The following is a 25409-nucleotide window of genomic DNA, read 5'->3' on the forward strand; positions in this document are numbered from 1 at the left end:
CCGATCCCTTACGCTGATCACCACGCGCCCCGGGCTCGACATCGGCGAGCACGCCGCTGCCCTCGCTCGCTGCTACGGCGTACCCCCGTTTGTGGTGCCGACCTACCGCGGTGCGCGGGTCCTGGCCGTTCGCTGGGAGTGGACCGAAGAAGATCTACGAGCCCGAGCCGAGCAGGCCGCCGGTTAGGCTGTAAGTGGCGAGCCCTTGTCACCGCCGCCGCCGGTCGGGCTACGGGTGTCCTTCGCCGTTTCGCGCAGCACCCGGCCGAAGTTCGCGTCTGCGTGGGCAGGCTCCATCTCCTACAGCGGCCGCCCGAACCAGGTCCGCACCTGCTCCAGATGCCCGACATCGCCGCGGATCGCCGCGTCGGCCAGCCCGGCCGAGGCGCGGGCCAGCACGAACCCTGCCAAGGCGTCGGTCTCGAAGTCGGCGATGTCCTCCGGGCCATGCGCCAGGCTGTCGATGGCGACGGACCACACGAGCCATACGCCCTGCGACGGTCGCGCCGTCTGCAGGCGGGCTCCAGCATTGATCATGTTGCCGCTACCGGGCTTCTCCATCAAGCCGCCTGATGTCCAGGGCGCTCATCCCGAACAACATGTCCGGGCCGTCGTTCCTGTGCGGGTAGCCGACGATCAGCGCGGCGGCGAAGAACTCGCCATTGGTGACGTACCAGCCGCCTGGTGACCTCTCCAGCAGGTGCTTCAGCCTGTAGCTGCTGTAGTTGGGCGTTTGGACCGGCCCGATGTTGTCGGCCAGCCAGGCCGCGGTCTCCATCACCCTGTCCTCGCGAGAGGCCAGCTCGTCGCGCCCAGTGGCGATCTCCTCGTGACGCTGCCGCATGGTTTTGTTCCGCGCGTCGGAGACGCCCATTCCGTTGATGTTGAGCAGTCGGTGCTGGTCCATTACCTCAGCCAGGCTCAACGTCGGAACCAGCGATGACGCCGGGCGCACGGAGGATGGGCGAGTAATCGCCTGAGCTGGCAGCGGCGGCTGACCACGGCGGCGGCGACAGCTCGCGTGCGTGCAGTTCGCCGCGTCGGGCACCGCGCGGACCGTCAGACGCGACAGGGAGCCGACACCAGCCAGCGCCGCCACGATGCCGTCCAGGTGCTCCCGCGGGATCACGGTGAACCTGCCGTGACGCACCCACAGGCCACGCTCCGCAGGCGGCCGGTCCTGCAGCGCTCCGGCAACGTCACGGGCCAGGTCGTCCAGCTCCCACCAGTCGTCGCCTGAGCTGATGGTGATCGCGATCAGAGGGCCGTGCTGGGCTGCGGTCTGTTCCCACAACCGGCAGTCATTCGCATGAGCCCATTCCCTGAGCGGCGGAAGGATCTCCATCTGCGGAGCGGGGGCGCCCTGGTGGGCGCGGCGTCCGGCCTCACGGCGGCGGTCGCTGGTCATCATGATCTCCGAACTGCCGGGCAGTCAGTCTACAACGGACTCCGGGCCGGCCAACCCACCGCACCCCGGGTCGTCATCTGTCACGGCTCCTTGGTCTGCAGCCGCAGGTCTGGCTGGGCGCGGCGCCACGCCACATCGTCCTCGGCGGCGGGCAGTTCATGCGCTGTTAATCGTGAGCCACCCCAATCACCGAGGCCTGCCACCATCGCTGCTGGGCGTCATCAACGAAGCCGTCAGCAGCCAGGCTGGCACGAGTCCTCAGCGTATGCATCACATCACGCCGCGTCCTACCTCGTGCGTTGGGCGGACGGTAAGAAGAGCATGGTGAGGGTCACCGACATGCAGGAAGGACGGTCCTACCTGTCTAAAGCGGAAGCCGCCGGCCGCATCAAGGACTACTACCGGATCGAGTCCTCCGACGTCGACCCCGGTGGAAGCGCCCACTGGGCGGGGGTCTATCGGACGGGACAACAGCGCCGCCGTGTTGAGAAACAAGGCCGCGAGTGCAGGCGTTCGGTTCGCCGGGGATGCAAGAACGTCCCTGACGACGAGATCTCTTCAGAATGTGACGCCTGCCCCCAATCCTCGGCTGAGAGTCGAAGCTCGCGATAGAGGCCCTCGGGGATTAGCTGGGTGTTGAGCGCGACCTCGAGGCGGGCGATCGTGCCGGTGTCGGTTGACCCGTCGCCGTTGAGGATGCGGCCGATGATGGGGTCGCTGATGCCTGCGCGATGCGCGAGTGCACGTGCGCTGGTGGGACGACTGGCCATGGCGCCGGCCAGGCGACGAGCGATCTCTTGTGCGTAGTGGGCGCCAGGTGGGGCGTCGGGGTGAAGGGTCGCGTGGGGCCACTGTCCGCTGACTACGTAGAAGTGGGGTGGTTGGTCGCCGTGGCCGCGCCAACCACCTGGAGGGCCGTTTCGGACTCCGCACCCTCGCGCCCGTACGCATCGGGGCCGATCGCTAGACTCCGAGCGCTTGCGCTGTGAACCCCCTACGCGCCGGACGCGAACCACGGCAGCACCCGAGGACGACTGGCGATGAGCAAGTACGAGGCACTGACGGCACACCTCAACGGCCAGCCTGCCGACACGCATGAGGTCAGGATGTCCTTCACCGCCCTGGAGCAGATAGTGGGGCCGCTGCCCCCGAACGCGCGCCAGGACCGCACCTGGTGGGGCAACACGACCAACCCGACGCGGGTGCAGGCTCAGGCATGGCAGGCGGCGGGTTGGGTCGTAGCGCCGCAGGGGGTGAGCCTGACCGCCGAACTCGTCGTGTTCGTGCGCGGTCATGTGCAACGACGAAACCTCGGGTCGCCGGTCACGATCGGCCGCGCGGTCGCTCCCGCTGATGCCGCCATGCCGATCGCCGAGGATCAGACCGAGGCTGTGACGCAATCCCTGCTGGTGGCTTACCTCATGCGCGAAGGGTGGCGTATCGAACGCACGGCCGACACGGCGTCGCGGGAGCAAGGCATTGATGTCGTCGCCAGCAGGGACGGGCGCATCCTCGCGGTCGAGGTAAAAGGATATCCGAGCACGTCCTATTCCGATCCGAGTCGCGCGTACGAGGTGAAACCAACCCGTCCTGCTGGGCAGGCCCGGCAGTGGTATTCCCACGCCCTACTCAAGGCGCTGCTAACCCGAGACGCGCACCCGACGTACGAGATCGCTATCGGCCTGCCCGACATGCGCACCTACCGACTGCTGCACGAGCGGACCGCGAACAGTCTGCGTGAACTGCAGATCCGTCTCGCGTTCATCAAACCGAGCGGGGAGGTCAGTTGGCTGCCGGGCCCACTCTGATCGTGGTGACGCGAGGCGAGCCCGGCTGAAGCTGAATCCGCGGACTTGTCAGGGCGATCCTGGGTGGGGACCGCGCTGGTAAACGTCTACCCCCGGAGCGGGCTCACCGACGCCGCGTCGTAGCAGCACCTTGGTTGCTGGCCAGAGATGGACCTCGATGGAGGGCCTTCGCGATTGGCGGGTTGACCGGCTGTGACCGGCACGTCCCCGTGGACGGGATCAGTCGCTGACACTGGTGCCAGACTCGCAGCGGTGACGCCTCAGGACTCCCAAGCCTAAGGGGTGCCCGCCGCGGGTCCACCGTTGTTCGTCAGCGGGTGGAATGTGGCAGGCCAGCTTTACCTAGTCAGCGGCTCAATGCCCACACGATCTGCTCTCGCCCTCCGGGTGGTGCGCCTGGCCGTCGGGGTTACCGGTGTCGCGGCCGCTGCCGCTGTCGGGCCCACACGTGCAGGCCCGCTGCCCCTTTTGATCGGCAGGGGCAGTCCTGCCGGCAAGAATGGGCAGGACCTGCGCATCCGCGAGCGTGGGGCAGGTCCGCGCCGCCAACCTGCCACCGCTGAGCTCACGTCACGGTGACCTGCGCCGTGCCTCGCGCGTTGACGTAACCACAATGGCAACGACCTTGGGGGAGAAATTATGGCCACCGCTCTGAAGCACTTCGATGAACTCGAGGGCGGCTGGGGCACCCTGCTGCTCGGCAACGGGGCCTCGATCAACATCTGCTCGGACTACTCGTACGCCAGCCTCTACGAGAAGGCCGACCTGACGGCTGCGGCGCAGAAGCTGTTCGCGGAGTTCGAGACTGCCAACTTCGAGCTGGTCCTCGAGCGCCTGGACAGCGCACGACGGGTCAACGCCGCACTGGGCGCGATTCAAGCTCAGCAGAGCTCCATCGATGCCGAGTACGCCGGCATCCGCAACGCGCTGTTCGACGCCGTCCACCGCACCCACGTGCGATACGACGAGATCCCCGGCCAGACTTTCATGGACATCGCCGCCGAGCTGTTGCGTTACGACAGGGTGTTCACCACCAACTATGACCTGCTCGCCTACTGGAGCCTGCAGGTCAGCCAGAGGCAGGACCGCTTCACGGATTGCTTCGGGCGCGACGCCGGCCACGGCGGGGAGCTGACCTTCAACCTGACCAACATGATGGACCCGGGCAGTCGGACCCAGTTGTTGTACCTGCACGGCGGCCTGCACCTGTGGTACGACGACCGCACCGGCAAAACCGGCAAATGGGCGCGGCAGTACGGCCATAACCTGCTCGACCTGGAACCGCGCTACCTCGCCCACCCGCAACGGCGGGCACTGCTCGTCAGCGAAGGCACCACCGGGGACAAGCAGCACGTCATCAGCCGCAGCGACTACCTATCCTTCGCCCTGCGCGAGCTCACCGTCGATGCCAGCGACATCGTCGTCTTCGGCACCAGCTTCAGCGACCAGGACCAGCACATCATCGACGCCGTCAACAGCGGACCGCCCCGACGCATCGCGGTGTCGATCCACAAAGGCGGCCAGTCGGCTCGGCGGTTGGAAGCCTTCGAGGCTCAGACGCGTGAGCGGTTCGAGAACCACACCGTCGACGTGTTCGACGCGGCGACCCACCCCCTCGGCATGACCCATTTCAAGATCCGGTGACGCGCGCTGGCCCGGCGGCGGGCACGTGCGCGGCCAAAGCCCGGCCGGGGCCGGTCGGGCAAGGAACAAGGCCAGCTCGCGTGGGCACGAACACCACACACCGACGTCACCGCGCATGGGGTTTCGTGATTACTACGGGTAGCAACGACAGCCGAAGGAACCGCTCGCTGTCGCCTGCGGCGCTCATGATGAAGTCCTGGCGTCGCAGCGGATCCTCGTCCAGGGCCAGCGCGCTGACGAACCGGGGGTGTCCGGTGATCGATTCCGCGGCTTTGGCGATCGCAGCTCCCGTGTCGGCTACGTCTCGCAGGAAGAGGACCAGCGCGGCACGGGTGTCGCGCCAGACCGTGTATCCAAGCAGCTGCGTCACGGCCTCGGTGAAACGTTTGCTGCCTTCCCAGAACTTGCACTCGCCGATGAACGCGTCCCGGTCCTTCCACCGTAGAAGCAGGTCGGTCTTGCCTCTGCCGCGGAAGGTCTCGGCGGTGACACCACCCTGGTAGTTGGCGTTGAGGATGAACAGCAGAATGTCGCGGATCGTCTCCTCATCCTCGCGTAAAAGTTTGGCAGCGGACAGCGGCAGCCGCTCCAGGGCCGAGGAGAAGGCCATGATGGTGGTGGTGATGTCTTCGGCGATCGCCTCGTCGAGGCGCCATTGCTGCTGCCCGCGGGCTGCGGCGGCTTCGACTGAGAGAATGGTGAGCTTGCGGGGCTGGAGTGGTATCCGCTCGGGCGCGGTGCGAGGCCCGATGGGGATGCCGATCGAGGCCGCAGCCTCGTGTAGCGCCTTCACACTGCGAAAGCGCAGCGTGAGAGCGCTGAGAACCGCATCTCGCATCTGCCGGCGATGTTGTTCGATCTCTTTGTCGGCTGCCTCGATCGCTCGAGCCAGGTTCTTGGTGAAGGCATCGACGGCTTGGCCGAGCCAGTCAGCGTTCATCACGCCGGCGAGTTCTGCTTCGCTGACCACGACGTCGGCGTGAAGCAGGACGCCTTCCGGGCTGGGGGACATGTTCATACGCGCCGCGGATGCCGCGCCCGTCGCACGGACGCTCAACCGGAACAGGATCCGGGGCTCCCGATGCTCGTCGCTTTTCCCTGCTTGCAGCGGTATCCGCTCGGGGCGGATGTCGTCGAGGTAGCAGGTTACGGGCTTGGCCGCGAACCGTTCGACGATCTGTTCGGTTACCCATTCGGGCTCTGCGCATACCAGGTCGGCGTCAGAGACAGCCCGTGCGTGGGCCAGCGCCAGTTCCAAGCGGTCGCCATATCGGGTTTCCGTGGCGGTCGGGCCGTCAACGTGCTTGGTGAACGTGAGCTCGGGGTGTCCGCCTGTCTCGCGTAGCTCGACGCCCGGGTTGATCCGCATCCAACGATCCTAGGAGCAACATCGGACGTGCGGTCGGTTGGCGTGGGACACACACGGCTGGATCACCGTCACCAGTTCCCGGTTGACTACTTACGGTGGCACCCAGGCGCCGTCTGTTACTGGCCGATGTCGGGCCCAGATCCTCGCGTCCGCAGATGTCTAGGTCGCGTCCGCCCAGATCATCGTTCCGGTCCGTCGCGGGCCGCCAGCGTGGGGGTCCACCCTGGACCCCCACGCTGGGCTTATGCGCGGCTTCTGCATGCGTCCAGGATGAGTGTCAATCGGCACGTCTCAGGTGATCAAGGCGAGTGCCCAAGACGGTTGCCGAGGAAGCCAAGACCACGGCGATTCTCGCCGTGCATACGCGTGCAGAAAGGCGGTGATTTTCATGACGAAGTGGGTCGCGGGCGGCGCGTGAGCCGGAGGCGGCCTGCCGGAGACTGCCTCCGGCAGGCCGCCATTTGATCACACAATCACTCAACCATTGATCGACATTAGTCGGGAGTCGGCATGCTTCGGTTTGAGTCTTTCTCCTACCCATTCTTCGATTTGAACTACCGCGCCGACCACGTCGGGATGGTGTCCTCATTCCTGTCGGCTGACGACGCCCCGGCAGCGGGGCTGCGCGCCCTGTACGTCCACATCCCGTTCTGCGACACGATCTGCACGTTCTGCCCGTTCGTGAAGTCGGTCGGCAACGCCGAGCGCATCAGCGCCTACCTTCAGGCGCTTCACGTCGAACTGCGGACGCTGGGCTCCACACGACGGATGGCCAGCTGGGAACTCGACGCGGTCTACATCGGCGGCGGCACGCCGTCGGTGCTCGACCACGAGCAGCTGGTCGCCCTGTTCGCGGTGATCCGTGAGGCGTTCACGCTCAAGCCGGACGCGGAGATCTCCTTCGAGTTCGAGGCCAAGAGCGTCGACGATGCCAAGTTCGCGTTGCTGGCGCAGCTTGGCGTCACGCGGGTCAGCTTCGGTGTGCAGTCGTTCCATCCCGCCACCCGCGAGATGGTGAACATCACCGCGACGCTGGACCAGGTCTACGCGGCAATCGAGGGTGCCAACAAGCACTTCACGAACACGAACCTGGACATGATGGTCGGGTTCCCGGGCCAGGACTTCGACGCGGCGTGCGTGGACGCGTCGCTGGCGGCGAGGTCGGGTATCGGCAGTGTGTCGATCTACCCGGTCGACTACGTGATGACATTGCCGGGGTGGCAGGACCGCATCAGATCCGGTGAGCTGCCGCAGCCGGCGGTGCTCGATGAACGCTCGCGCATGTTTCACGAGGCTCGCGCGCAGCTGCAGCGAGACGGTATGGCCGAGCAGAACATGTACTGCTTCGGATCGCCGGACGCACCGCCCACCAGGTACATGTTCTCCACGCTCTACGGCGGCTACAACGACGAGTGCGTCGGGGTCGGCGCGGGCGCGTACTCGTTCATCCGCGGCCTGGCCTGGTACAACGAGGCCAACGAGCGCGACTACGCCAAGAAGGCGGCATCTGGACGGCTGCCGATCGTGTGCTCGTCGCCTGGGCACGCCTACGAGAAGGGCCTAGTGTTCTTCCCGAAGCGGCTCACGTTCACCATGGCCGACCTCGACGGCCTCGGGTTGGCGGAGGTCTACCAGCCGCGGATCGACCAGATCGTCGACAACGGGTACGCCACCGTCGCCGACGGGGTGCTGCGGCTGACCACCGACGGCAAGCTGATCTACAGCGAGCTGATGGCGCACTTCTTCGCCGACCACCAGCGCCGGCTCTACCTGAAGATGTGCGCCCGGCTGGACGCGCAGGTCGGCGGCGTCGACGCACCGGCCTGGCTCGACGGCTCGCCGCGGGCCCGGCACATGGGCGCGTACAACGCCCTGCCCACCGCCACCGGCCGCCGGCTTCCGGTGCTGTCGTCGTCATGAGCGACACGGCGATCGGGCGGACGCTGCAAGCGCTGTCGGCGCCCGGCTCGGCGTACGCACACACCTTCGACGCCTCACCGATGCTGGACCTCAGCGTCGGTGAGGCGCGCTACAGCCTGCCCACCGAAGTCCGCGAGGAGCTGGGCAGCGCCGTGGCCCGGATCAGCGACTTCGGATACGCCGATCCCGCTGGCGACGCGGGGCTGCGGGCGACGTACCTGGACACCCTCGCCGAGGGCCGGCGAGACGACCTCGGCGTGTTGGTCACTGGCGGCGGCAAGGAAGCCGCGTGGTTGGCGATCCGCTACCTGCTGCACCAGCGGCCGCACGGGTCGGTGCTGGTGCCTCAGCCCGGATGGGAGCCCTACGGCCTGTGGCTGGACGCGATCGGGCGCACCCGGGTCGGCTACGACCCGGTCGCGGTGGCCGCCGACCCGGAGGCACTCCGTGACGTCATCACCTCGGCGAGCAGGAAACCCGCGCTGCTGGTGCTGAACTACCCGCACAACCCGACGGGTGTCGGGGTCGATCAGCCGACCATGGACGCGCTGATCGGCATCGCCGTCGAGTGCGGGCTCGGCGTGGTGTCCGACGAGGTGTATCGGACGTTCAGCGACCAGCCCGGACTCGCGGTTCACGCTCCCGCCTTCGACCCGGACCGGCATGTCGTGGTCGACTCGTGCTCCAAGTGGCTGGCGGTCGCCGGTCTGCGGGTGGGGTTCCTGGCCGCCGCCCCGCAGCTGGTCCGGGACCTGACCCTGTACCGGTCGACGTACGCCTCCTGTACCAGCACAGTGGCTCAACGGGCAGTGCACACTCTGATCGAAAGCCCTGCCGCCCGGCATTGGCTCACGGCAGTCCGTGGACGGGCGTCAGCCTCAAGGTTGGCGTTGGCAGCTGCGCTGGCCCGGTGGGAGATCGACGTCGTTTCATCCGGTGGGCTCTACTTGTGGTGCCGCGTGCCCGAAGCCCGCCCTGTCGCTGAACACGACAGGTCAGGGGTGCTAGCCCGTGTGACCGGCGGCGCTGGCTTCGGCGCCCCCGGGTTCTTCCGGATTTGCCCGGCCCGGGCGGGCCTGGAGCCTGCGGCAGCTGCGGCGGCGGTCGCCCGGACCCTGGCAGGCGACGATGCGTGACCACTTCACCCTCGACCAGCCCGAGACGGCGGCCGGACGGGCGGCCAGCATCATCGACGTCACCTTGCGCGACGGCGGCTTTGAAGTCGGCTTCGACTGGCCTGATCACATGTTCTCTCGCGTGGCGGCCGTCGCCGGAGTCTGCGGCGTCGATGTCGTCGAGCTGGGCTACATCGGGGGAGTGCCCGCCGAGCACGGCGCCCCGTACGCCGGTGCGGCCGCGCACCTGACCATCGGACACGTCGCCCAGGCACGGGCGAGCAGCGCCCTGCTGGCGGCGATGATCCACCCGACGGCGCTGAGCCAGCCACCTGACCTCCAGCCGTACGCTGACGCCGGCCTGAACATGGTCCGGCTGGTCTACCACCCGGACTGGTTCGCCGACATCGCCCAGCTGGCCGCGGCGGCCAGCCGCGTCGGCCTCACCGTCAGCGTGAACATCGCCATGGCCTCACGCTACGAACCCGGCGAACTCGTCGACCACGCCGCGCGAATCAGCGACAAGATCAGCCCGGACGTGCTGTACATCGCCGACACATGCGGCGGTATGGCACCTGAAGAGGTCGCCGACCGCATCGAGCGGATCAAGAAGGTTACTGGGGCCCAGATCGGCTTCCACGCGCACGATCCGCTGAGCCTGGCGTACGCCAACAGCCTGGCCGCAGCTGGCGCAGGCGCCACCTTCCTGGACTGCTCGCTGCTGGGCCTTGGCCGCGGGGGCGGCAACCTCTCAAGCGAGCTGATGCTGGTCCGGCACCGCCTGCTGGGCGCGGGCCGCCTGGCCGACGTCGACGCGTTGCTGGCTCTGCGCGGTGAGTTGTCGGTCGTGTCGGGCTGGCCGGTGCTGCCGCTGCTGGCGCGGGTCTGCGGTGCTCTCAACCTGACCCCGGTGGAGGAGCAGGCGTTGCGGGCATTCGCTGACGCCGCCGGGTTGGACGTCGACCGGGCAGCCATGTGGCTGGCCACCGTCGCTGCATCTGTGGACTCCTACCGTGCAGACGACCTGCTGGCGTGCTGGCGCAGCGCGGAACAGCCATGAGCGGGCCCGCGGTCAGCGACCGCTGCAGATCCGTGGTGACCTGGACCTACGATTCCTTCCCCGTGCCTGACGGTTCGCTGGACCTGCGCGGGGACAACTCCCCGCCACTGGAGACGGCCCGCCTGGTCCTTGCCGGGCTGAACGCCACCGCCGAGCAAGCTGCCTTCTACGGACCAGTGGCAGGCGAGCAGCCGCTGCGGGAGGCGGTCGGGCGGATGCTTGGTCTGAGCGCCGCCCAGGTCGTGATCACGGCCGGGGGAAGCGAGGCGCTGCACCTGGCGCTGCTGTGCGCCGCCGATCCGGGCGACACGGTCATCGCGCCGCGGCCGGGCTTTCCAGGTTTCGACCAGCTCGCCGTGCTGGCTGGCCTGCACGTTGACCACTATGACGTGCCCGGTCCGATTCCCGGCGTGGGGCACGGCCAGGTACGTGTGATCTGCAGCCCGCACAACCCGACAGGGGTCCTTGTCGGCCGTCAGGACGTGCGGCCTGGTGGGGGTTGGACCATCTGGGACGTCTCCCACAGTGCTCCGCTGATCACCTCCCATCCGGGTGCTCCCGCCACTGAGCGCGACATCGTGGTGTTCAGCCTGTCCAAGCTGCTGCGCCTACCCGGGATCAGGATCGGATGCCTGGCCTCACCGTCGGCGGCGCTGATCAAAGCCGTTGAGGCGGTCAAGACCCACATGTCGATGTCGGCCAGCCAGCTCAGCCAGCAGGTGGCACTCGGCGTGCTCACCAGCCCGACGATCCAGGCTGAACTTGGCGCCAGGAAACATCAGGTCGACAGCCACCGACTTCGGCTGCAGACAGCAGTCAGCAGATCAACAGCTCTTCGTTGTGTGGAAGCCGATGCTGGCACACACCTACTGATCAGCGCTGAACGTGAAGCCGACGCCGGGGCGACGCTGCGTGCTGCGGGAATCATCGGCCTGCCCGGAGTTGTCTTCGGCACCGACCAGTCGACCGTCCGGCTCTGCACCGCCCAGCCTGCCGTGGTCATCGATGCCGCAGCCCACATCCTGGAGCAGCAGTGAGTCCTCCGAGAAGCCGACTGACGTGGATCTACATGGCAGCGGTGATCATCCCGGCTGCGGTCGCCGCGGCGGTGCTGGCCGCCGTCGGCGCCGCAGAAGCGTCGGCATCCGATGCCCAGGCGGCGGCCCACGCCGGCGACCTCGGCCGGGTCCTGGCCACCATCGTCATCGTGGTCGCCGCCGCCCATGCCGGGGGAGCGCTGGCTGTGCGGCTGCACCAGCCATGCGTCATCGGCCAGGCCGCGGTGGGGCTGATGCTCGGGCCGTCGCTGCTGGGGGTGCTGGCACCCGGCGCCGCGGACTTCCTGAGGCATCCGGCTAGTGTCCGGGCCGTCGACCTGCTCGCCCAGCTGGGCGTGATCTTGTTCGTGTTCGTCGTCAGCCAGCAGATGGCCGGGCACTCTGCTGCTGGCAGCGTGTCCCAGGCCGTCGCCATCGGCCACGCGATGATCGCCGTTCCGTTCGTGTGTGGAGTCCTCACCGCGGTGCTGCTGCTGGAGCCGTACCGACCGCCGGCGGTCGGCGGGCTGCCGTACGCGCTGTTTCTCGGCGCGGCGTTGAGCGCCACCGCCCTACCGGTGCTGGCGCACATCCTCGCCGAACGCCGAATGCTGACCAGCAAAGTCGGAACGCTGGCGACTGGTTCGGCCGCGGTCGGCGATGCCACCCTTTGGTGCCTGCTGGCAGTCACCATGTGCCTGGTCGAACGCGGCTCTCTCGCCCAGACGATGACCCGTCTGGCGGGTGCCGCGGTGTTCGCCGCGGCGGTCTGGTGGCTGGCCCGGCCGCTGATGGCCTACGCCGCCGGCCGTTACGCCGGCGGCGGGATTCTCGGTCCCGCCGCGTTGCTGGCCGGGCTGCTGCTGAGCGCGGCCGCGACCGAACACCTGGGCTTGCACGCCATCTTCGGTGCGTTCCTCTTCGGTCTGGCTGTGCCGCGCGGTGCCATCGCGGTGCAGCAGGTCACGACGATGGCCAGCGGCTTGACCGAGTGGCTGCTGCTGCCGCTGTTCTTCACCGCAGTCGGCTTACGCACCGACCTGGGGCTGCTGTCAGGCAACGCGGCCATCAGTCTCTGCGCCGCGGTGCTCGCCGTCGCTGCGCTGAGCAAGCTGATCTCCGGGACCGCGGTGAGCCGCGCAGTCGGCCTGTCCTGGCGTGAGAGCGCGGCGATCGGAGTCGCGATGAACTGCCGGGGCATGACCGAACTGCTGGTGCTCAACACCGGCCTGGCCGCAGGAGTCATTGGCTCAGACGTCTTCGCGGTCTTCGTGGTGATGACGTTGGTGACCACGGCGGCCACCGGTCCGCTGCTGACCCTGCTGGGCTACCGCCGTCCCACCCGCCCCAGTGCCGCGGCGCAACCGCCCGTCCCGGTCACGGCTGCGGTGCCGTCATGAGGCCGGACGCTTCCGCGCTGCTAGCGGACCAGCCGGGTCAGCGCTGCGGGAGCCCGCTCGGGCAGCAGCTGCCGGAACTGCGGGCCAGCACTCGGCCGACGCTTGACCGTGTCGCTGAGCAGCCACACACACGCCTTCCGGACCATGGCCGTGCGGTCGGCCAGCAGCTCGGCGACGTGCGGCACCTGCCGCGGATCAAGTCCGTCACGTACAGGTTTGATGAGACCCACGACGTAAAGCCGCCGCTGCCACTGCGACGAAGACACAGCCAGCCACCCCAACTCGCCCAGTGTCAGCGTCGGGTCGAGCAGAGCTTCGCCGACGCAGCCACCGAGTTCGTCGACGCAGAGCCAGTTGTCCAGCAGCGGCGCCCACGACGCGACAACCTCGCTGGTCAGCCGCTGGCCCGAAAGTCGCAGCAGCATGCACGCGGCCAGCTCCTCCTCGTGCGACTGGCCGTGCCACAGCACATCGGCGGCAGCGACCGCGCCGCTGCCGCCTTCGGCTTTCGAGCTCTGCCGGACGGCTTGACGCAACGGCGGGATGCGGATGCCCAGCACCTGCTTGCCCGGGCTGCGCGACTCGACGATGCCATCGACTATCTCCGGCTGCGCCAGCTCCCGCAGCCGCTGCCGCACCATGCCGGCCAGCTGCTGACCGTCGCCGCCACCCATCCCGCGACGTTACCGCGCACTCGACCAGAAACGAGGTATGACGCACATGGCCGGAACCTCCCGCGACATGACCGCCGAGCGTCCGGGCGGCACCAGCCCCGTCTACGGCATCTACGGACCTGTCAACACCGATGCCGCCACGCTGTCCGACCTGCTGTCCGGCGGCGCTGTCATCCGGCAGATCCCCGTATCGGTCCTGCTGGCCCTGGAGTCAGGCAGCAGCGCCCTACAAGATGATGCACTGGACCACGTCGCCGCAGCGGGCGAAGGGCTGCCGCTGACGACTGCGACCTGCTTGGATGACTACTGGAACACGTCGCTGCAGATCCTCAACGACGACATCGCGTACCGCCCGCTCGCTGCCAGCCGATGCATCGCCGTCGACAAGGCAACCACCTACGACCGGCTCACCGCGGACGGCGTGCCGGTGCCCGACTACTTCTACGGCAGCCTCAGCCCGCAACTGATCGACAACGCGATCACGGCCTACGGACCGCGGCCGGTCCTCAAACCCGCGACGGGAACCAGCTCGCTGGGGGTCTACCGCTACCGCGACGACCTGAGCCCGGCCGATAACCTGGCCTACTACCGGATCCTGCTGCGAATGGGCAACGTCCCGGCAACCTCCAACATCATCGCCATGCGCTACGCAGGCGGGGCCGAAGGCCTGGAGATCGGCGCCGAGATCACGATGGGCGCCGGTCGGGTGATCAGTCTCGTGGTTCATGAGAAGCTGACCTCGACCCAGGTCCACCCCTTCGTCGACCGGGTCATGGTGTCACCGCCGGTACACCCGAAGATCATCGACGCTCTACCTGATCTGCCTGGACACGCCGAACGTATCGCCACTGCGCTCGGCGTGGTCCACGGCGTCCTGCACGCTGAACTGCGTCTCGACGGCGGCGTCTGGCAGGCGCTGGACATCGCCGTGCGGCCCGGTGGGGGACTGATCGCGCACTCGGTGCAGGCGATCACCGGGATCGACCCGCGGGTCTGCCACATCTTGGCCGGTCTCGGGCGGCCGGTCAGCGACCAGGCCCGCAACGACGCAGCCGCGGCGTACAACGCGACTTGCATCGCCTGCTGCTACACCCCTCCCGCGAGGCGAGCTCAGGTCACTTTCGCGAAGCAGGCGCAGGTGGCGGCAGACTTCCGCGGCGCAACCAACGTCCTCGGCTGGCACATCAACGCCGCCGAGGTAGCCGACGCCCTGTTCGAACCCGACGCCGGCCTGTCAGTCGGAGTCGGGGCGCCCACCCCGCACGCGGCGCTGACCCGTCTTCGGGCGCTCGTCGAGCCGCACGGCTACACCGCAGCATGACCAGCACAATGAGCCGATCCCATCCGAACGAATGAGGCAGACATGTCCACGACCCTGCACCACCTCGCCCTGACCGCCGTCGACCTGAACAAGTCGGGGGCGTTCTTCGACGCCCTTCTGGCGCCTCTGGGCTACAGCCCGGCCCACAGCTCCGAGCGGCTGCGCACGTGGACCGGACCGAGTCCGGAGATTCTGCTCTATCGACCCGAAGGCGACGACCTCACCCCGCACACCCATGGCCGGCCGGGTCTTCAGCACGCTGCTTTCGCCGTCGCCGACCAGCAGACGGTGCTCGACGTCCACAAGGCGGTCGTGGCCGGAGGCTGGACGGTCGTCCACGAGCCGCGCGAGTACCTCGAGTACGCGCCCGGGTACTTCGCCGTGTTCGTCGCTTGTCCCTCCGGCCTGCGCATCGAGGTCTGCCATGTGCCGACCCCGACGCACTGACCGAGGTTGACCTCGCCCGACGCGTAAGCGACTGCACGGCGCACCACCTCGAGCCGACGGGCCGCGCGGACCCGCGGTGCTTGCCCGCCCTCTGGGCCCTTTCGGGACACCAGAGGGCGGGCCGAAGGCAGTCAGAACATCCTCAGGTGCTGTCACCGCACGGCATTGCTCCCGGGCGGAGCTGGGCACGCGGCCGAGAGGTTTCACCGGCGCCGGCTGACCGGCCGCATCGGCCGTCCTGCAGGCCATCTGGGTGTCATGCTTCGGCTGTTGGCCTTGTGCCGCTGACGTCCGGTGACACGTCGAGGCCACTGTCGTGGGCTTGACGGGCGAACCTCAACTGCATGAAGTAGCTGCTGGGCCGATGGCCCCTAACCGAGGGTCATGGCAACACATGATCAATAGCAGTGCCGGGCGAGTCGAGCGGGTTCGCGGTTGACGAATCGATACGGGCTAGCTCAACGGCAGCCGGTAGAACACCTTCGACTCGTTTATCTCTACGCCGATGGCCCGGTAGAACTCGAGGGCGGCGGGGTTGTCAGCGTCCGCCGTCCATTCGACTCGGCTGCATCCGGCGCGGCGTGCTGCCGCGATGACATGGTCGATCAGCGCTCTGGCTACTCCGCGCCGCCGCGCGCCTTCGACGACGAACAGCTCCTTGAGGTACATCGAGCGGGTGGTCACCGCAGCAGGCCACAGCAATGAGCAGCTGGCGAACCCTGCCGGTTTCCCATCGACGTGAGCGAGCAGCACCGTCGGCCTGGCATGGCCGGTGAAGACGAAGTCGTGGATCTGCGCGATGCGGGTGTCGAGCGGCTCGAGTTCGGTTGCGCCGTAGTACCGGTCGACCTCGTTGAGCAGCAAGGCGATCGTTTCGGCGTCGTCGCTCGTCGTGTACCTGACCTCGATCATAAGCGCGCTCCTGCGGTGGTGCGTTCGCGCAGCAGCTGGCTGGCTTCACGGTATGCGGTGTGGGATCTTGCTGCTGCTGGGACAAGATACAGGACCCGGCCGAACCTGTCGGTGATCAGTCCGGCTGACCGCTGCGTGGTGAGAGACCTGATGACGGCAGTGACCATGTGGAGGGCGTGCGTGGGCTCGCCGCTGTGGATGAGGCTCTCGGCGTGGTCGAGCTCGATCAGGGTGCGGTCGAGGTAGTCGTCGGCCGGGTACAGGGTGAGAGCGCGTTGGTGTTCTTGCCTGGCCATGGTGTGCAGCCCGAGCGCGGTCAGTGTGTTGCCTCGGTGAAATGCGAGTTGTGCATGGTCGTAGCCGAACGCTGATCGGATGGCTTCGGTTGGATCGAGGCGGTCGGTTTGCTCGATGGCGGCATCGAGCGCCGAGAGTGCGGCACGGTGGTCGCCTACGGCAGCGTGCGCTCTGGCCAGCAGTGCCGCAGCCAGTGCCGCGCCGACGCCAGTGCCGCGCGCTCGTGCGCGTTCGGCGAGGGTGAGCGCCGAGGCTATGTCGGCGTGGTAGAACGCGGCATACGCGTGCTGCGCGTCGATCCATGACTGTAGTTGCGGGCTGGTCGATTCGGCGGTGAGCTGGTGGGCGGTGGCGAACCAGTGCTCGCTACGGTGCCGGTCGCCGGTTTTGAGCAGAGTCAGCGCGGTGAGGCCGGCGATGCGTGCGGTGTTGTGACGTAGGTCGAGCCGGTGCCGTGCAGGAATCCGGTGGTCGTTGATCAGCGGTGCGAGCTGCACGGTGCCGCTGACGAGCTGGTCGGCGAGGACATCTGGCGACTCGCTTCGGGTTGCCCGACCCAGTTGATCGACGCGGTCATTCCAGGCGGTTACCAGGTCCTGGCTGACGCCGGTGCTGGCAGCTTGCAGTAGTTGGTGAGCGAGGTCGAGCTCGGTGGTGGGGCCGGATGGTGGCGGCTGCCGATGATGGCTGAGGCCCATGAGTTCGCGTGGCACGTGCAGACCGTCGGCGACGCGTGTGAGGACCTCGTAGGCCGTGACGCGTTGGGTGCCGTGCGAGATGGCGCGGATCCGTGTCTCACTGAGACCGGCCATGGCGGCGATGACATGTCGGCTGAAGCCTCGGCTGCGAAGGAATCGAAAGATCGCTCCCAGGTCGTGCTTCTGCAGTAAATGGTCGAGGGGTACGCCTTCGAAGGTCTCGCGAGTCCACCAGGTTGGGTCGGGGTGGCGCGCTGTCATGGTTCACCGCCTCTGAGGAGTGCACCGGCACCGGTGGGGTCTGGAAGTTGATGGCGGGGGGTCCAACATGGATCCCTACTGTGGGCTGGTGAGCCTACCCAGGGAAGCGTCACCATCGACCTGCGCCACACCGGGCACCCAGGAACCATATCGTTGACGGTTGATCACCTAGGCCGATTTCGAGTTCGTGCTCGCCGCGTACACCTGCGCTGACTGGGCAGGAGGAACAGCAGCTCATCCCCTGGGGCTGGCAGGCGCCCGAGACCGGTGACGAGAACTGGTACATCGATGCCTGGCCGATCAGCACCAGCCAAGCCGAGCAGGCCGCGCGGCTGCTGCGGCAGACCATCCAGTTGGTGCTGCGCGCAGCCGAACCTGGCCTGGTCCAGACCAACCGCGGCTACGCCCATGGCGCCGATCCACGACGACATCACGGCTGACCGTTCGCCTCAGCCAGTCGCGTAGCGAACACGCGAGAACGGCGCCGTCAAGGCGCCCGTACTCGGCTGCGCTGCGATCGCGAGCGCCGCCGGTCCTTCCGCGGCCATAGGCTGCGCCGGTTCGGCGGCGGATGGAGGCTCGACGCACCGTCGCGATCAGGGTCCGCGGGTACGAAAGCCACTCGCCAGCTGCTCGCGAGCCTGTGTTACACACGTGGCACCCGACAGCCGAGCCAGTTACGGCTTGTCTGCGGGCTCGCCTAGCAGGTACCGCACGATGACGCAGTCGCCCTCGTGGCTGACCTGCGCCAAGTGCATCCGCCTTCCGGAGCCGAAGGGGAACGCCGCATCGCCGACCAGCCGCGGGGCGCTGCTGTCACCGACGAAGAACGGCGCGATCGACAGGCGTATCTCATCGACGAGGCCATCGGCCAGGAACTGGGTATGGACCGTGCTGCCGCCCTCGATCATGAGCCGGCGGATCCCGCGCCGGTGAAGATCAGCCAGGACCTTCGGCAACGAGATCGGATCACCGGCGCCGACGATGTGGGCGACGGCACCGAGGCGCTGCCCGGCGGTGCCGGCCGCGGCGTCCGGAACGTAAACGATCTTGTCGCAGTCCCCGGTGGTGAAGAAGGGCAACTGCGGGTCGAGGTCGATGCTCCGGCTGATCGTCACCTTCGCCGGTGTCTCCGGCAGGCCGTCGGCCAGGCGCTTTTGCCGCAGCTGAGCCGAGCGGACCATCAGGCGCGGGTTGTCGACGCGCAGCGTCGACGCGCCTACGAGGATCGCGTCAACGCCGGCGCGTAGCTCGTCGACCGCGGCGAAGTCCTCCGGGCTCGACAGCAGCAGACGCTGGGCGCTGGAGTCATCGAGGTAGCCGTCGACGGACACGGCGGCTTTGAGAAGTACGTAGGGTCGGTCGGTCACGGAGGGCTCCCGGGCAGGCAGGCGGTGATGAGTCGGCGTGTGACATCGGTGATGGTGTGCATGTCGGCGCAGTGTTCCAGGGCGGCGAAGTCGGCCTCGGCGATCCAGCTGCGCAGGCTCACATCTGCGCGCATGAGCAGGTAAGCGCGTTGTGCTGCTCCGCCGGAGGCGTTGAGCGGCAGCAGGCGGGTGCCAGCGTCCAGGGCGAGGTCTATCTCGTCATGGGTGCCGCGGCCGCCTCCGACGATCACGGCCAGGCGGACGTCTCTGACGACGTTGGCGTGGCCGAAGATCCCCACAGTGCGCCGCAGATGCGCGGGGCGGTAGTTGTTGGCGATGTAGGTCATCACCTCGACTCCCACGCCGACAGGTCCGTGCAGGACCTCGAGCTGTCCGTCGCGTAGGGTCTCGGCCAGCGACTGGACGCTGACGTCGATGATCGCTTCGTTGGTACCTGGCCGGTGGCGGCTGCCGCAGATCGCGATCCGGGGACGCACGGACGTTGGCGCCGGGCGGGTGCTGGCCACGTCGTCGTCGGCGGTACCGAGCCCCATCATGGCGCGCGGAATGGTCAGGCCTTCGGCGATCCGTTCCAATACGTCGTAAGCGGTCACCTGCTGGTGGCCCTGCGATATGGCCCGGACGCGGTTCTCCGCCAGGCCGGTCTGTGCCGCGATTGACGCACGCGTGATGCCGCGTGAGCGAAGGAAGAGAAACAGCGAATTGACATCTCGCTGGCGCAGCACGTCAGCCAGCGGCACGCCGTTCCAGCTGGCCTCGCTCCACCATCGAGGGTCGATGTCCCGCGCTGGCACCTTGTCACCTCCGGTGTCGACGCAGTCCTGTGGCCGGCACGGCGTGTGAGTGACTCATGGCTGGCGTTCATGGCCGCACAGGTGCCAGCCGTGCCGCGATCATGTTAGACCGCAGCCCGGCCGCTGGCCAGAGACTACGCCCGCCAGCGCCCGGTCGTAGCGGAGGCTCCGGCGCGGCTGACGGCTGCGTTGAACTGGGCAAACACGCCCTTCGGTGCGGACGGACTGCGCCCAGCCCAGCTTGGGGGTCCACGATGGACCCCCATGCTAGGGGCTCACCGTGGATCTACCGCGGCCTCTCTAACGCGACCATCATCGTCGCTTAGCCGCGCTGATCTGGCAGGCACCGCCTGACAGCCGATCGCGGCAATTGGTCGATGCCGTGACAGTCACGTGGCTGCTGAGCCGAGACGGGAGACACACGATGTTCGCGCCTACCGACGGCTGTGTCCATGGGCCGTCCGGCGTTGTGGCCACGATGCGAGGAGCAGGTACTTCGCCTGCTGCCGAGCCCGTGTCGCGGGCATCGGACGAGCGGGGCGGTGCCATCACGTCCCTGGCCGGACGACCAGACGCTGTAACCGGTGGCCGCTTCAGCGGCGATGCCGTTCTCGTCGGCCGGCCTGGAGGGCTCGAAGTCAACTGGGGAGGGGTCAAGCATGAGCGTGATGCTGCGATTGGCGCACAGGGCCATCCTGCGCCGGCGACGGCCGCCGTCATCGGCGGTGACCGTCTACGCGGTTCGGATGGACTGGGCGGATAGAACACACCAGTTCGTGGACCGACGGTCCTCGCCTGAGCTTGCGCTGCTGGCCGCTGCGCGGCTGCGCGCCTACTGGAGGCGAAGTCCGGTCCGTCCGACGCTCAGCGTGGCGGCGCTGAGCGAGCACGAGTTCGCACTGCACCGTCGCCGCCGTGACTGCCGGTCGCCGGACTGCGCCGTCGCGGCGTCGGTCGAGAGCCGTTCGGTGGTGGCGTGATGGCGCGGGTGACGCTGGCGCAGGGCCGGATCGGCCCGGTCGGCTTGTTCATCATGGCGGTGGTGGCATCGTCGCCGTTGACGGTGCAGGTCGGTGGTATCCCCACGATGTATGCCGCGACGGGGGTCGTCGGTGTCCCGCTTGCCTTCGTGCTGGTCGCTGGCGTGCTGTACGTGATCGGTATTGGGTATGTGGGGGCTGCGGGGCATTTGAGCCATGCGGCGCCGCTGTACGCGCTGATGGGTCGGGGGCTGGCACCGGTCGTGGGGGTTGCGGCGGGGCTGTGCGCGCTGGTGGGCTACCTGGCGATTGGGACGTCGCTGTACGGGCTGCTGGGTTCGACGATGGCGGGCATGACCGGGTTCGGCCCGTGGTGGGTCTGGTCTCTGGCAGCGCTGGTAGTCGTCGCGGTGCTCGGCCTGGTGGGCGGGCTGGGCAATGTGTGGATCCTGGGGTTCCTGCTGGCGCTGGAACTCGCGGTGATCGTGTTCTACGTGGTCACGGCGCTGTCGCAGCGGCCGGGGCCGCTGACTTTCGAGGCGTTCTCGCCGACAGCGCTGCTGGTGCCGGGTCTGGCAGGTGTGATCGCGTTCGCCATGGCCGCGTTCGTCGGGGTGGAGACGGTCCCGGCGTACGCGGAAGAAGCTCGCGGAGGTGCGCCGAGCATTCGCCGGGCGATGCTGGCCGCGATCGGGTTCGCCGGGGTGTTCTACGCACTGGGCGCCTGGGCGATGGCGATGCAGGCCGGCCCGGGCGGGGTGGCGAAGATCGGTTCGGATGCCGCGGGTGGGCCGCTTCAGACGCTGAGCAGCGTGTTTGGGCCCTCGATCGGCTGGCTGACGACGATGCTGCTGATGACCAGTGTGGGGGCGGCGATGTCGAGCTTCCACCAGGCGGGCACACGGTATCTGTTCGCGATGGCCCGAGAGCAGGTCCTGCCCGGATATCTGGCCACGACGAGCAGGTCCGGTGAGACTCCGGTAGCGGCGTCGCTGACCCAGACCGTCCTGGCCGGGCTGGTCATCGCCGGGTTCGCCGTTTCGGGCGCTGACCCGCTCGCGGTGATGTTCACGTGGCTGTCGACTGGTGGTGCGGTGATGCTGCTGGCGCTGCTGGTCGTGGCGTGCGCGGCGGTGAACCGGTTCTTCGCCACGGGTCAGGGCACCAACGACAGCGTGCTGGTACGCCGTATCGCGCCGATCAGCGGGTGCGTGCTCGGGTTCCTGCTGATGGCGATGATGCTGGCCAACCTCGGTTCGCTGCTCGGCCTGGCGCCGGGTTCGCGGGGCTGGCTGCTGCTGCCCGCGCTAGCGGTGGCGGTGCTGCTGGCCGGCCTGGGTTGGGGTGCGGTGATGCGTGCGGTCCGGCCCGCGGCGCTGGCTGCGGTCGGCCGGGTCGTGGCCGATCCGGTCACCTCGCCGGCGCGCCGACTGGGCAAGCTGGTGATGTGACATGACCGCCAGGCACACCCACACCGACCAGGCGCAGCCCGCGCAGGCAGCACCGGCTGGGGCGGCGGACGCAGCCCAGGACAAGGGGCCCGACGACAGCACGCTGTATGCCGACTGGCGCTACCAGGCGGCTGAGCGGGTGCAGATGATGGGCGCTCACTTCAAGATCAATGCGTGGGAGCAGCGGTTCAGTCAGGACAAGCTTGCACCGCACGCGCTGGGGTACCTGTATCTGCAGCACGACCGGCGACGCAGGAAGTTCTTCGAGGTGGCGGCGGCGTGGCACCTGTGGTTGGACCATCCGGATGTGCGGGTCCTGCCGCGGCTGCTGTTCGAGCTGCATCACCAGTTCGCGCCCCGCGCGGCGGGGGTGGGCTTCGACATCCGCGAGGAACTGTCGGTCGGCCGTGACAAGCACATGGTCTCCGACATCGGGGCCGTGTACGCGGGCCTGGCGGTGATCAGCCTGGACACCGCCCCCGGAACCGATAGCCCTACCGGGACGTGGGAGAAGGTGCAGCGCACGGCCCGCTCGCCGCTGGACGTTCCTGCGGTGAGCCGGATCGTGCTGACCGACAAGACGACGATGGTCTGCTATCACGGCACCCGGGCGGAGTACAACGCGTTCACAGTGCAGTCCACCCATCCGGTGAGGCCGGCGTCCGGGTCGCGGCTGTTCGAGGCGTACTCGGTGCCGCGCGAGCGGATGCTCGCCGATGACGGCCATGGTGAGGTGCTGCGTTGGGCGGGGGAGCTGTCGGACACCTTGGCCCAGGCCGACAACGGCCGCATCACGGCGCTCAAGGCCGCCGCACACGCCAACGCCAGTCGGCAGGGGCGGCGGCAAGCATGAGCACAGTCGAGCCGCGTGATCTCAAGCCGGTTTGGGAGCAGCTGGGTCGGCAGTATGCCGACGACGGGCGCATGAACCTCGGTTTTCCCGGCGCCACCGACATCACCTACGAGGACCTCGCGCATCTGTGGTCGGGGAGCCTGCTGAACAACATCGGGTCCCCGTACGACGGCGGCCACGGCCGCAACCACACCAAGGACCTCGAGGTGCAGATTGTGAACATGGTCGCCGACATCGTGGGCGCTCCGGCCAGCCGGTGGGGTTACGTGACCGACGGGGCGACCGAGGGCACCGAGCACGCGCTGCTTGATGCCCGGCGCCGCTTCCCGGACGCGGTGATCTACGCCTCGGCCGCCGGACATTACATGCTCGGCGAGCTTGCGGAGAAGCTGATGATGCCGCTGGTGGTCATCGGTGTCGATGACGGCGGCGGCATCGACGTGGCGGATCTGGCGGGGGAACTGGCCAGGCGCCGGGATCGGGCGGCGGTGATCGTGGCGGTGGCGGGCACGACGATGACCGAGGCCGTCGACGATGTTCCGGCGATCGTCGCCGCGTGCGACCGGCTGTCGATCACCCGCCGCCGCATCCACGTCGACGCCGCGCTTTCGGGCCTGCCGCTGGCCCTGGTCCCGGTCGACGGCGTCCCGCGGGTGGACTTCAGCGTCCGCGGAGTGACCTCGACGGTGGTGTCGGGCCACAAGTTCCTCTCGACGCTGGAGCCCTGCGGGGTCCTGGTGTACCGAGACCAGCCGCTGGCGGCGGCCGCGGGCAGGGTCTCGTATACGGGCACGGCGTCGGTGACCCTGGCTGGCAGCCGTTCCGGGCACACCACGCTGAAGCTCTACAAGTCTCTGGCTGGGCTGGGTACGGAGGCGCACCGGTCGCGGGTGCGGGCCTGCCGCGACACCGCCGCCTACGCCTGCGAGCGGCTGCGGCGCATCGGTGTGGACGCACAACGGCATCCGCACGCGTTCACCGTCTTCTTCCCGCCGCCACCGCCGGAGCTGACCCAGCGATGGGTCGTGCCCGCCGACGACCGCTGTGCCCATCTGATCTGCATGCCGCAGGTCACAAGGTCGGATGTCGACCGTTTCGTGGCCGATTGGCAGGCGCTGGTCGGCCGTAGGCGAGGGCTGCTCGGAGCGCGAAGGCCCGCGATGGCCGCGACCTGACACGTACATCGTGACGTTATCGGCCGTGCCCACCGCCTGGGCGCGGCAGCATCGGCGCCGCGCCATAGGCCGGTCAGCCGGTGCCGGGGTGCGGCAGCGAGCCTCCCGCTCTGCCACACCCCGCGGCTCGGGCCGGCGGCCCGGCAGGGCGCTGTGCCAGCGCTTGGTCCCGAAACCGGGTCCGCCGGCCTGAGCCATCACCTGCACCACCCGACACCCAGATGAAAGGGACGCCTGACGTGCTACGCGAACGCAACCTGCCAAGACGTGGTGTAGGCGCGCCGGACCCTGGGGGGTGAGCGGCGCGGGCGGAGGAAATAAGGGGCCTTCGCCGCGGCCCAGGCCGAATGGCAGCCCTTGCTATGGACACAGGGCGGGCGGTTGCCGGGGGCGGCCTGGGCCGTACACGCCACACCTACCGGTTCGAGAGACGAGGAGAGGACATGTCGACGGGGGTCACCTCGCAGCAGCTGGCAGGGTTTGCGCCGCTGCTGTACTGCGCCGGCTGCCGCCGCCGGATGCGCGAACTCACCGGCGGCCCGCAGCGGGTGTTCCAGTGCGCGCCGGGCTGCCGGCGCCAGCCTGTCGACGCGGTCTGGCTGGAGGAGCAGGTCGTGCGGGCGCTGGCGGGCAGGGTGCCGCTGGTGCGAGCGGCCGAAGCGATCACGGCGATCACCGTCGCACGACACGGCCCGGCAGGTGTGGGCGTGCGTTACCGAAACGACCGCTGGATCGGCCGCCAGCCCGATATGCGGGCGCGCCCGACGACGGTGTTCGTGCCGGCGCGCAGACCTCGCGCATGAGCGTCCAGTAACGCGGCCAGGTCCAAAGGTTTTGATCATCGATCGAGATGGGGGTACGTCATGATGTCGAGTCCACCGGCGGCATCGCCGCAGGCGCTGTTGCGCCGTCTGCTTTCCGGTGTCGCGCGGGTGTTCGTCGTGCCGGTCAGCGCCGACGGGCAGCTGCTGCTGCACCGTCACGAAAGCGACCGGCACTGCTACTGGACGTACCCGACGATGCAGCGCGGCACGATGCGCACCGACCCGGCCACCGTCGCGCGGCGGCTGCTGCGCGAAGAACTCGGCGCCGAGTCGGGCGTGCTACGGCTGGTGCACGTCCTGCCGGCGGCGCGCACCCACGCCCGCTCCGCGGTCTACGCCGCCAGCCTGGACCTGCCCGCCGCGGAGATCCTCGCCGCTCGCGAAGCGACCGGCACCTCGCGCCGCGCCCTTCAGGGCCTGGCGGTCACCGCAGAGACCCTCGTCGCGCTCGACGTGCGCCCACTGGCGATCAACGACCTGATGACCACCGGCGGCATCCCGGCGCGGACCCTACTAGCCCTGCCCGACCTGGCCGACCCCGCCTCCACCGTCAACCAGCCCGGTTAGCCA

Annotated in this window: 24 protein-coding genes; 16 read left to right on the forward strand and 8 right to left on the reverse strand. The window is 68.4% G+C overall.

Translation table 11 applies throughout. From position 1 onward, the window contains the following. Positions 1 to 300: 300 nt before the first annotated feature. Both HAV39_RS24280 and HAV39_RS42310 read right to left on the reverse strand, forming a co-directional pair. Entirely contained in the window at positions 301 to 561 is a 261-nt protein-coding gene (locus tag HAV39_RS24280) for a hypothetical protein (protein ID WP_191841494.1), read from the reverse strand. Next, positions 545 to 1408 (reverse strand): hypothetical protein, encoded by an 864-nt coding sequence (locus HAV39_RS42310; RefSeq protein ID WP_203736689.1) that lies wholly within the window; start codon positions 1406 to 1408, stop codon positions 545 to 547. Before HAV39_RS42310 ends, HAV39_RS24280 begins: the two co-directional genes overlap by 17 nt. 1040 nt (positions 1409 to 2448) lie before the next feature. Here HAV39_RS42310 and HAV39_RS24290 point away from each other — a divergent pair. After that, entirely contained in the window at positions 2449 to 3216 is a 768-nt protein-coding gene (locus HAV39_RS24290; RefSeq protein WP_191841454.1) for a DUF7662 domain-containing protein, read from the forward strand. Between the two features lie 639 nt (positions 3217 to 3855). After that, positions 3856 to 4860 (forward strand): DUF4917 family protein, encoded by a 1005-nt coding sequence (locus HAV39_RS24295; protein ID WP_191841455.1) that lies wholly within the window; start codon positions 3856 to 3858, stop codon positions 4858 to 4860. A gap of 106 nt (positions 4861 to 4966) precedes the next feature. On the opposite strand, the gene HAV39_RS24300 is transcribed toward HAV39_RS24295, so the two are convergent. Further along, positions 4967 to 6229 (reverse strand): hypothetical protein, encoded by a 1263-nt coding sequence (locus HAV39_RS24300; RefSeq protein ID WP_191841456.1) that lies wholly within the window; start codon positions 6227 to 6229, stop codon positions 4967 to 4969. Positions 6230 to 6805: 576 nt separating this feature from the next. On the opposite strand from HAV39_RS24300, the gene HAV39_RS24305 reads away from it, so the two are divergent. Genes HAV39_RS24305 through HAV39_RS24325 form a run of 5 tightly spaced genes read left to right on the forward strand, consistent with a single transcriptional unit; the run spans position 6806 to position 12761 of the window. Further along, positions 6806 to 8149: a coproporphyrinogen-III oxidase family protein gene (locus HAV39_RS24305; RefSeq protein ID WP_191841457.1), complete on the forward strand. Its 1344-nt coding sequence runs from the start codon at positions 6806 to 6808 to the stop codon at positions 8147 to 8149. Then, entirely contained in the window at positions 8146 to 9285 is a 1140-nt protein-coding gene (locus HAV39_RS24310) for a pyridoxal phosphate-dependent aminotransferase (protein ID WP_191841458.1), read from the forward strand. The genes HAV39_RS24305 and HAV39_RS24310 overlap by 4 nt, the downstream gene beginning before the upstream one ends. Continuing rightward, on the forward strand, positions 9278 to 10324 hold the full coding sequence (locus HAV39_RS24315) for a beta/alpha barrel domain-containing protein (RefSeq protein ID WP_191841459.1): 1047 nt from the start codon (positions 9278 to 9280) through the stop codon (positions 10322 to 10324). The genes HAV39_RS24310 and HAV39_RS24315 overlap by 8 nt, the downstream gene beginning before the upstream one ends. 35 nt (positions 10325 to 10359) lie before the next feature. After that, positions 10360 to 11361, forward strand: a complete 1002-nt coding sequence (locus HAV39_RS24320; protein WP_191841460.1) for a pyridoxal phosphate-dependent aminotransferase — start codon at positions 10360 to 10362, stop codon at positions 11359 to 11361. Positions 11362 to 11393: 32 nt separating this feature from the next. After that, complete coding sequence (locus HAV39_RS24325) at positions 11394 to 12761, forward strand: cation:proton antiporter domain-containing protein (protein WP_191841461.1); 1368 nt, start codon at positions 11394 to 11396, stop codon at positions 12759 to 12761. Between the two features lie 20 nt (positions 12762 to 12781). On the opposite strand, the gene HAV39_RS24330 is transcribed toward HAV39_RS24325, so the two are convergent. Beyond that, entirely contained in the window at positions 12782 to 13435 is a 654-nt protein-coding gene (locus tag HAV39_RS24330; RefSeq protein ID WP_191841462.1) for a DNA alkylation repair protein, read from the reverse strand. A gap of 67 nt (positions 13436 to 13502) precedes the next feature. Between HAV39_RS24330 and HAV39_RS24335 the strand changes: the two genes are divergently transcribed. Both HAV39_RS24335 and HAV39_RS24340 read left to right on the forward strand, forming a co-directional pair. Then, positions 13503 to 14756, forward strand: coding sequence for an ATP-grasp domain-containing protein (locus tag HAV39_RS24335; protein ID WP_191841463.1), 1254 nt, complete (start codon positions 13503 to 13505; stop codon positions 14754 to 14756). Positions 14757 to 14798: 42 nt separating this feature from the next. Next, the gene (locus HAV39_RS24340; RefSeq protein ID WP_191841464.1) at positions 14799 to 15203 is read left to right on the forward strand and encodes a VOC family protein; all 405 of its coding nucleotides are present in this window, start codon (positions 14799 to 14801) and stop codon (positions 15201 to 15203) included. 453 nt (positions 15204 to 15656) lie between these two features. Here HAV39_RS24340 and HAV39_RS24345 read toward each other — a convergent pair whose 3' ends face one another. Further along, entirely contained in the window at positions 15657 to 16115 is a 459-nt protein-coding gene (locus HAV39_RS24345) for a GNAT family N-acetyltransferase (protein ID WP_191841465.1), read from the reverse strand. Next, positions 16112 to 17371, reverse strand: a complete 1260-nt coding sequence (locus tag HAV39_RS24350) for an NsdA family TPR-like regulatory protein (protein WP_191841466.1) — start codon at positions 17369 to 17371, stop codon at positions 16112 to 16114. Before HAV39_RS24350 ends, HAV39_RS24345 begins: the two co-directional genes overlap by 4 nt. A gap of 176 nt (positions 17372 to 17547) precedes the next feature. On the opposite strand from HAV39_RS24350, the gene HAV39_RS43645 reads away from it, so the two are divergent. Continuing rightward, positions 17548 to 17811, forward strand: a complete 264-nt coding sequence (locus HAV39_RS43645) for a TY-Chap domain-containing protein (protein ID WP_373311895.1) — start codon at positions 17548 to 17550, stop codon at positions 17809 to 17811. Between the two features lie 237 nt (positions 17812 to 18048). Here HAV39_RS43645 and HAV39_RS24355 read toward each other — a convergent pair whose 3' ends face one another. Together HAV39_RS24355 and HAV39_RS24360 are read right to left on the reverse strand one after the other, a co-directional pair. Next, on the reverse strand, positions 18049 to 18741 hold the full coding sequence (locus tag HAV39_RS24355) for a RibD family protein (protein WP_191841467.1): 693 nt from the start codon (positions 18739 to 18741) through the stop codon (positions 18049 to 18051). After that, positions 18738 to 19556: a hypothetical protein gene (locus HAV39_RS24360; protein ID WP_191841468.1), complete on the reverse strand. Its 819-nt coding sequence runs from the start codon at positions 19554 to 19556 to the stop codon at positions 18738 to 18740. Before HAV39_RS24360 ends, HAV39_RS24355 begins: the two co-directional genes overlap by 4 nt. Positions 19557 to 20215: 659 nt before the next feature. Here HAV39_RS24360 and HAV39_RS24365 point away from each other — a divergent pair. The 6 genes from HAV39_RS24365 (at position 20216) to HAV39_RS24390 (ending at position 25406) form a co-directional block, all read left to right on the forward strand. Beyond that, positions 20216 to 20536: a hypothetical protein gene (locus HAV39_RS24365; protein WP_191841469.1), complete on the forward strand. Its 321-nt coding sequence runs from the start codon at positions 20216 to 20218 to the stop codon at positions 20534 to 20536. Continuing rightward, a complete protein-coding gene (locus HAV39_RS24370) occupies positions 20536 to 21987 on the forward strand; it encodes an APC family permease (protein ID WP_191841470.1) in 1452 nt (483 codons plus the stop codon). Before HAV39_RS24365 ends, HAV39_RS24370 begins: the two co-directional genes overlap by 1 nt. A 1-nt stretch (position 21988) precedes the next feature. After that, positions 21989 to 22840: a hypothetical protein gene (locus HAV39_RS24375; protein WP_191841471.1), complete on the forward strand. Its 852-nt coding sequence runs from the start codon at positions 21989 to 21991 to the stop codon at positions 22838 to 22840. Then, positions 22837 to 24015 (forward strand): pyridoxal-dependent decarboxylase, encoded by a 1179-nt coding sequence (locus HAV39_RS24380; protein ID WP_191841472.1) that lies wholly within the window; start codon positions 22837 to 22839, stop codon positions 24013 to 24015. Before HAV39_RS24375 ends, HAV39_RS24380 begins: the two co-directional genes overlap by 4 nt. 443 nt (positions 24016 to 24458) lie before the next feature. After that, positions 24459 to 24818, forward strand: a complete 360-nt coding sequence (locus HAV39_RS24385) for a hypothetical protein (RefSeq protein ID WP_191841473.1) — start codon at positions 24459 to 24461, stop codon at positions 24816 to 24818. 63 nt (positions 24819 to 24881) lie between these two features. Beyond that, positions 24882 to 25406 carry an NUDIX hydrolase gene (locus tag HAV39_RS24390; RefSeq protein ID WP_191841474.1) on the forward strand — a complete coding sequence of 175 codons (525 nt, stop codon included), beginning with the start codon at positions 24882 to 24884 and terminating at the stop codon, positions 25404 to 25406. The last annotated feature ends 3 nt before the right edge of the window (positions 25407 to 25409 follow it).

It is taken from the genome of Catellatospora chokoriensis, assembly GCF_011297315.1.
GTDB classification, from domain to species: domain Bacteria; phylum Actinomycetota; class Actinomycetes; order Mycobacteriales; family Micromonosporaceae; genus Catellatospora; species Catellatospora citrea.

Excerpts from the sequence above, each read along its gene's own strand:
- HAV39_RS24280 (WP_191841494.1), bottom strand. The coding sequence starts at position 561 with ATGGAGAAGCCCGGTAGCGGCAACATGATCAATGCTGGAGCCCGCCTG.
- HAV39_RS42310 (WP_203736689.1), bottom strand. The coding sequence starts at position 1,408 with ATGACCAGCGACCGCCGCCGTGAGGCCGGACGCCGCGCCCACCAGGGC.
- HAV39_RS24290 (WP_191841454.1), top strand. The coding sequence starts at position 2,449 with ATGAGCAAGTACGAGGCACTGACGGCACACCTCAACGGCCAGCCTGCC.
- HAV39_RS24295 (WP_191841455.1), top strand. The coding sequence starts at position 3,856 with ATGGCCACCGCTCTGAAGCACTTCGATGAACTCGAGGGCGGCTGGGGC.
- HAV39_RS24300 (WP_191841456.1), bottom strand. The coding sequence starts at position 6,229 with ATGCGGATCAACCCGGGCGTCGAGCTACGCGAGACAGGCGGACACCCC.
- HAV39_RS24305 (WP_191841457.1), top strand. The coding sequence starts at position 6,806 with ATGGTGTCCTCATTCCTGTCGGCTGACGACGCCCCGGCAGCGGGGCTG.
- HAV39_RS24310 (WP_191841458.1), top strand. The coding sequence starts at position 8,146 with ATGAGCGACACGGCGATCGGGCGGACGCTGCAAGCGCTGTCGGCGCCC.
- HAV39_RS24315 (WP_191841459.1), top strand. The coding sequence starts at position 9,278 with ATGCGTGACCACTTCACCCTCGACCAGCCCGAGACGGCGGCCGGACGG.
- HAV39_RS24325 (WP_191841461.1), top strand. The coding sequence starts at position 11,394 with ATGGCAGCGGTGATCATCCCGGCTGCGGTCGCCGCGGCGGTGCTGGCC.
- HAV39_RS24330 (WP_191841462.1), bottom strand. The coding sequence starts at position 13,435 with ATGGGTGGCGGCGACGGTCAGCAGCTGGCCGGCATGGTGCGGCAGCGG.
- HAV39_RS24335 (WP_191841463.1), top strand. The coding sequence starts at position 13,503 with ATGACCGCCGAGCGTCCGGGCGGCACCAGCCCCGTCTACGGCATCTAC.
- HAV39_RS24340 (WP_191841464.1), top strand. The coding sequence starts at position 14,799 with ATGTCCACGACCCTGCACCACCTCGCCCTGACCGCCGTCGACCTGAAC.
- HAV39_RS24345 (WP_191841465.1), bottom strand. The coding sequence starts at position 16,115 with ATGATCGAGGTCAGGTACACGACGAGCGACGACGCCGAAACGATCGCC.
- HAV39_RS24350 (WP_191841466.1), bottom strand. The coding sequence starts at position 17,371 with ATGACAGCGCGCCACCCCGACCCAACCTGGTGGACTCGCGAGACCTTC.
- HAV39_RS24365 (WP_191841469.1), top strand. The coding sequence starts at position 20,216 with ATGAGCGTGATGCTGCGATTGGCGCACAGGGCCATCCTGCGCCGGCGA.
- HAV39_RS24370 (WP_191841470.1), top strand. The coding sequence starts at position 20,536 with ATGGCGCGGGTGACGCTGGCGCAGGGCCGGATCGGCCCGGTCGGCTTG.
- HAV39_RS24375 (WP_191841471.1), top strand. The coding sequence starts at position 21,989 with ATGACCGCCAGGCACACCCACACCGACCAGGCGCAGCCCGCGCAGGCA.
- HAV39_RS24380 (WP_191841472.1), top strand. The coding sequence starts at position 22,837 with ATGAGCACAGTCGAGCCGCGTGATCTCAAGCCGGTTTGGGAGCAGCTG.
- HAV39_RS24385 (WP_191841473.1), top strand. The coding sequence starts at position 24,459 with ATGTCGACGGGGGTCACCTCGCAGCAGCTGGCAGGGTTTGCGCCGCTG.
- HAV39_RS24390 (WP_191841474.1), top strand. The coding sequence starts at position 24,882 with ATGTCGAGTCCACCGGCGGCATCGCCGCAGGCGCTGTTGCGCCGTCTG.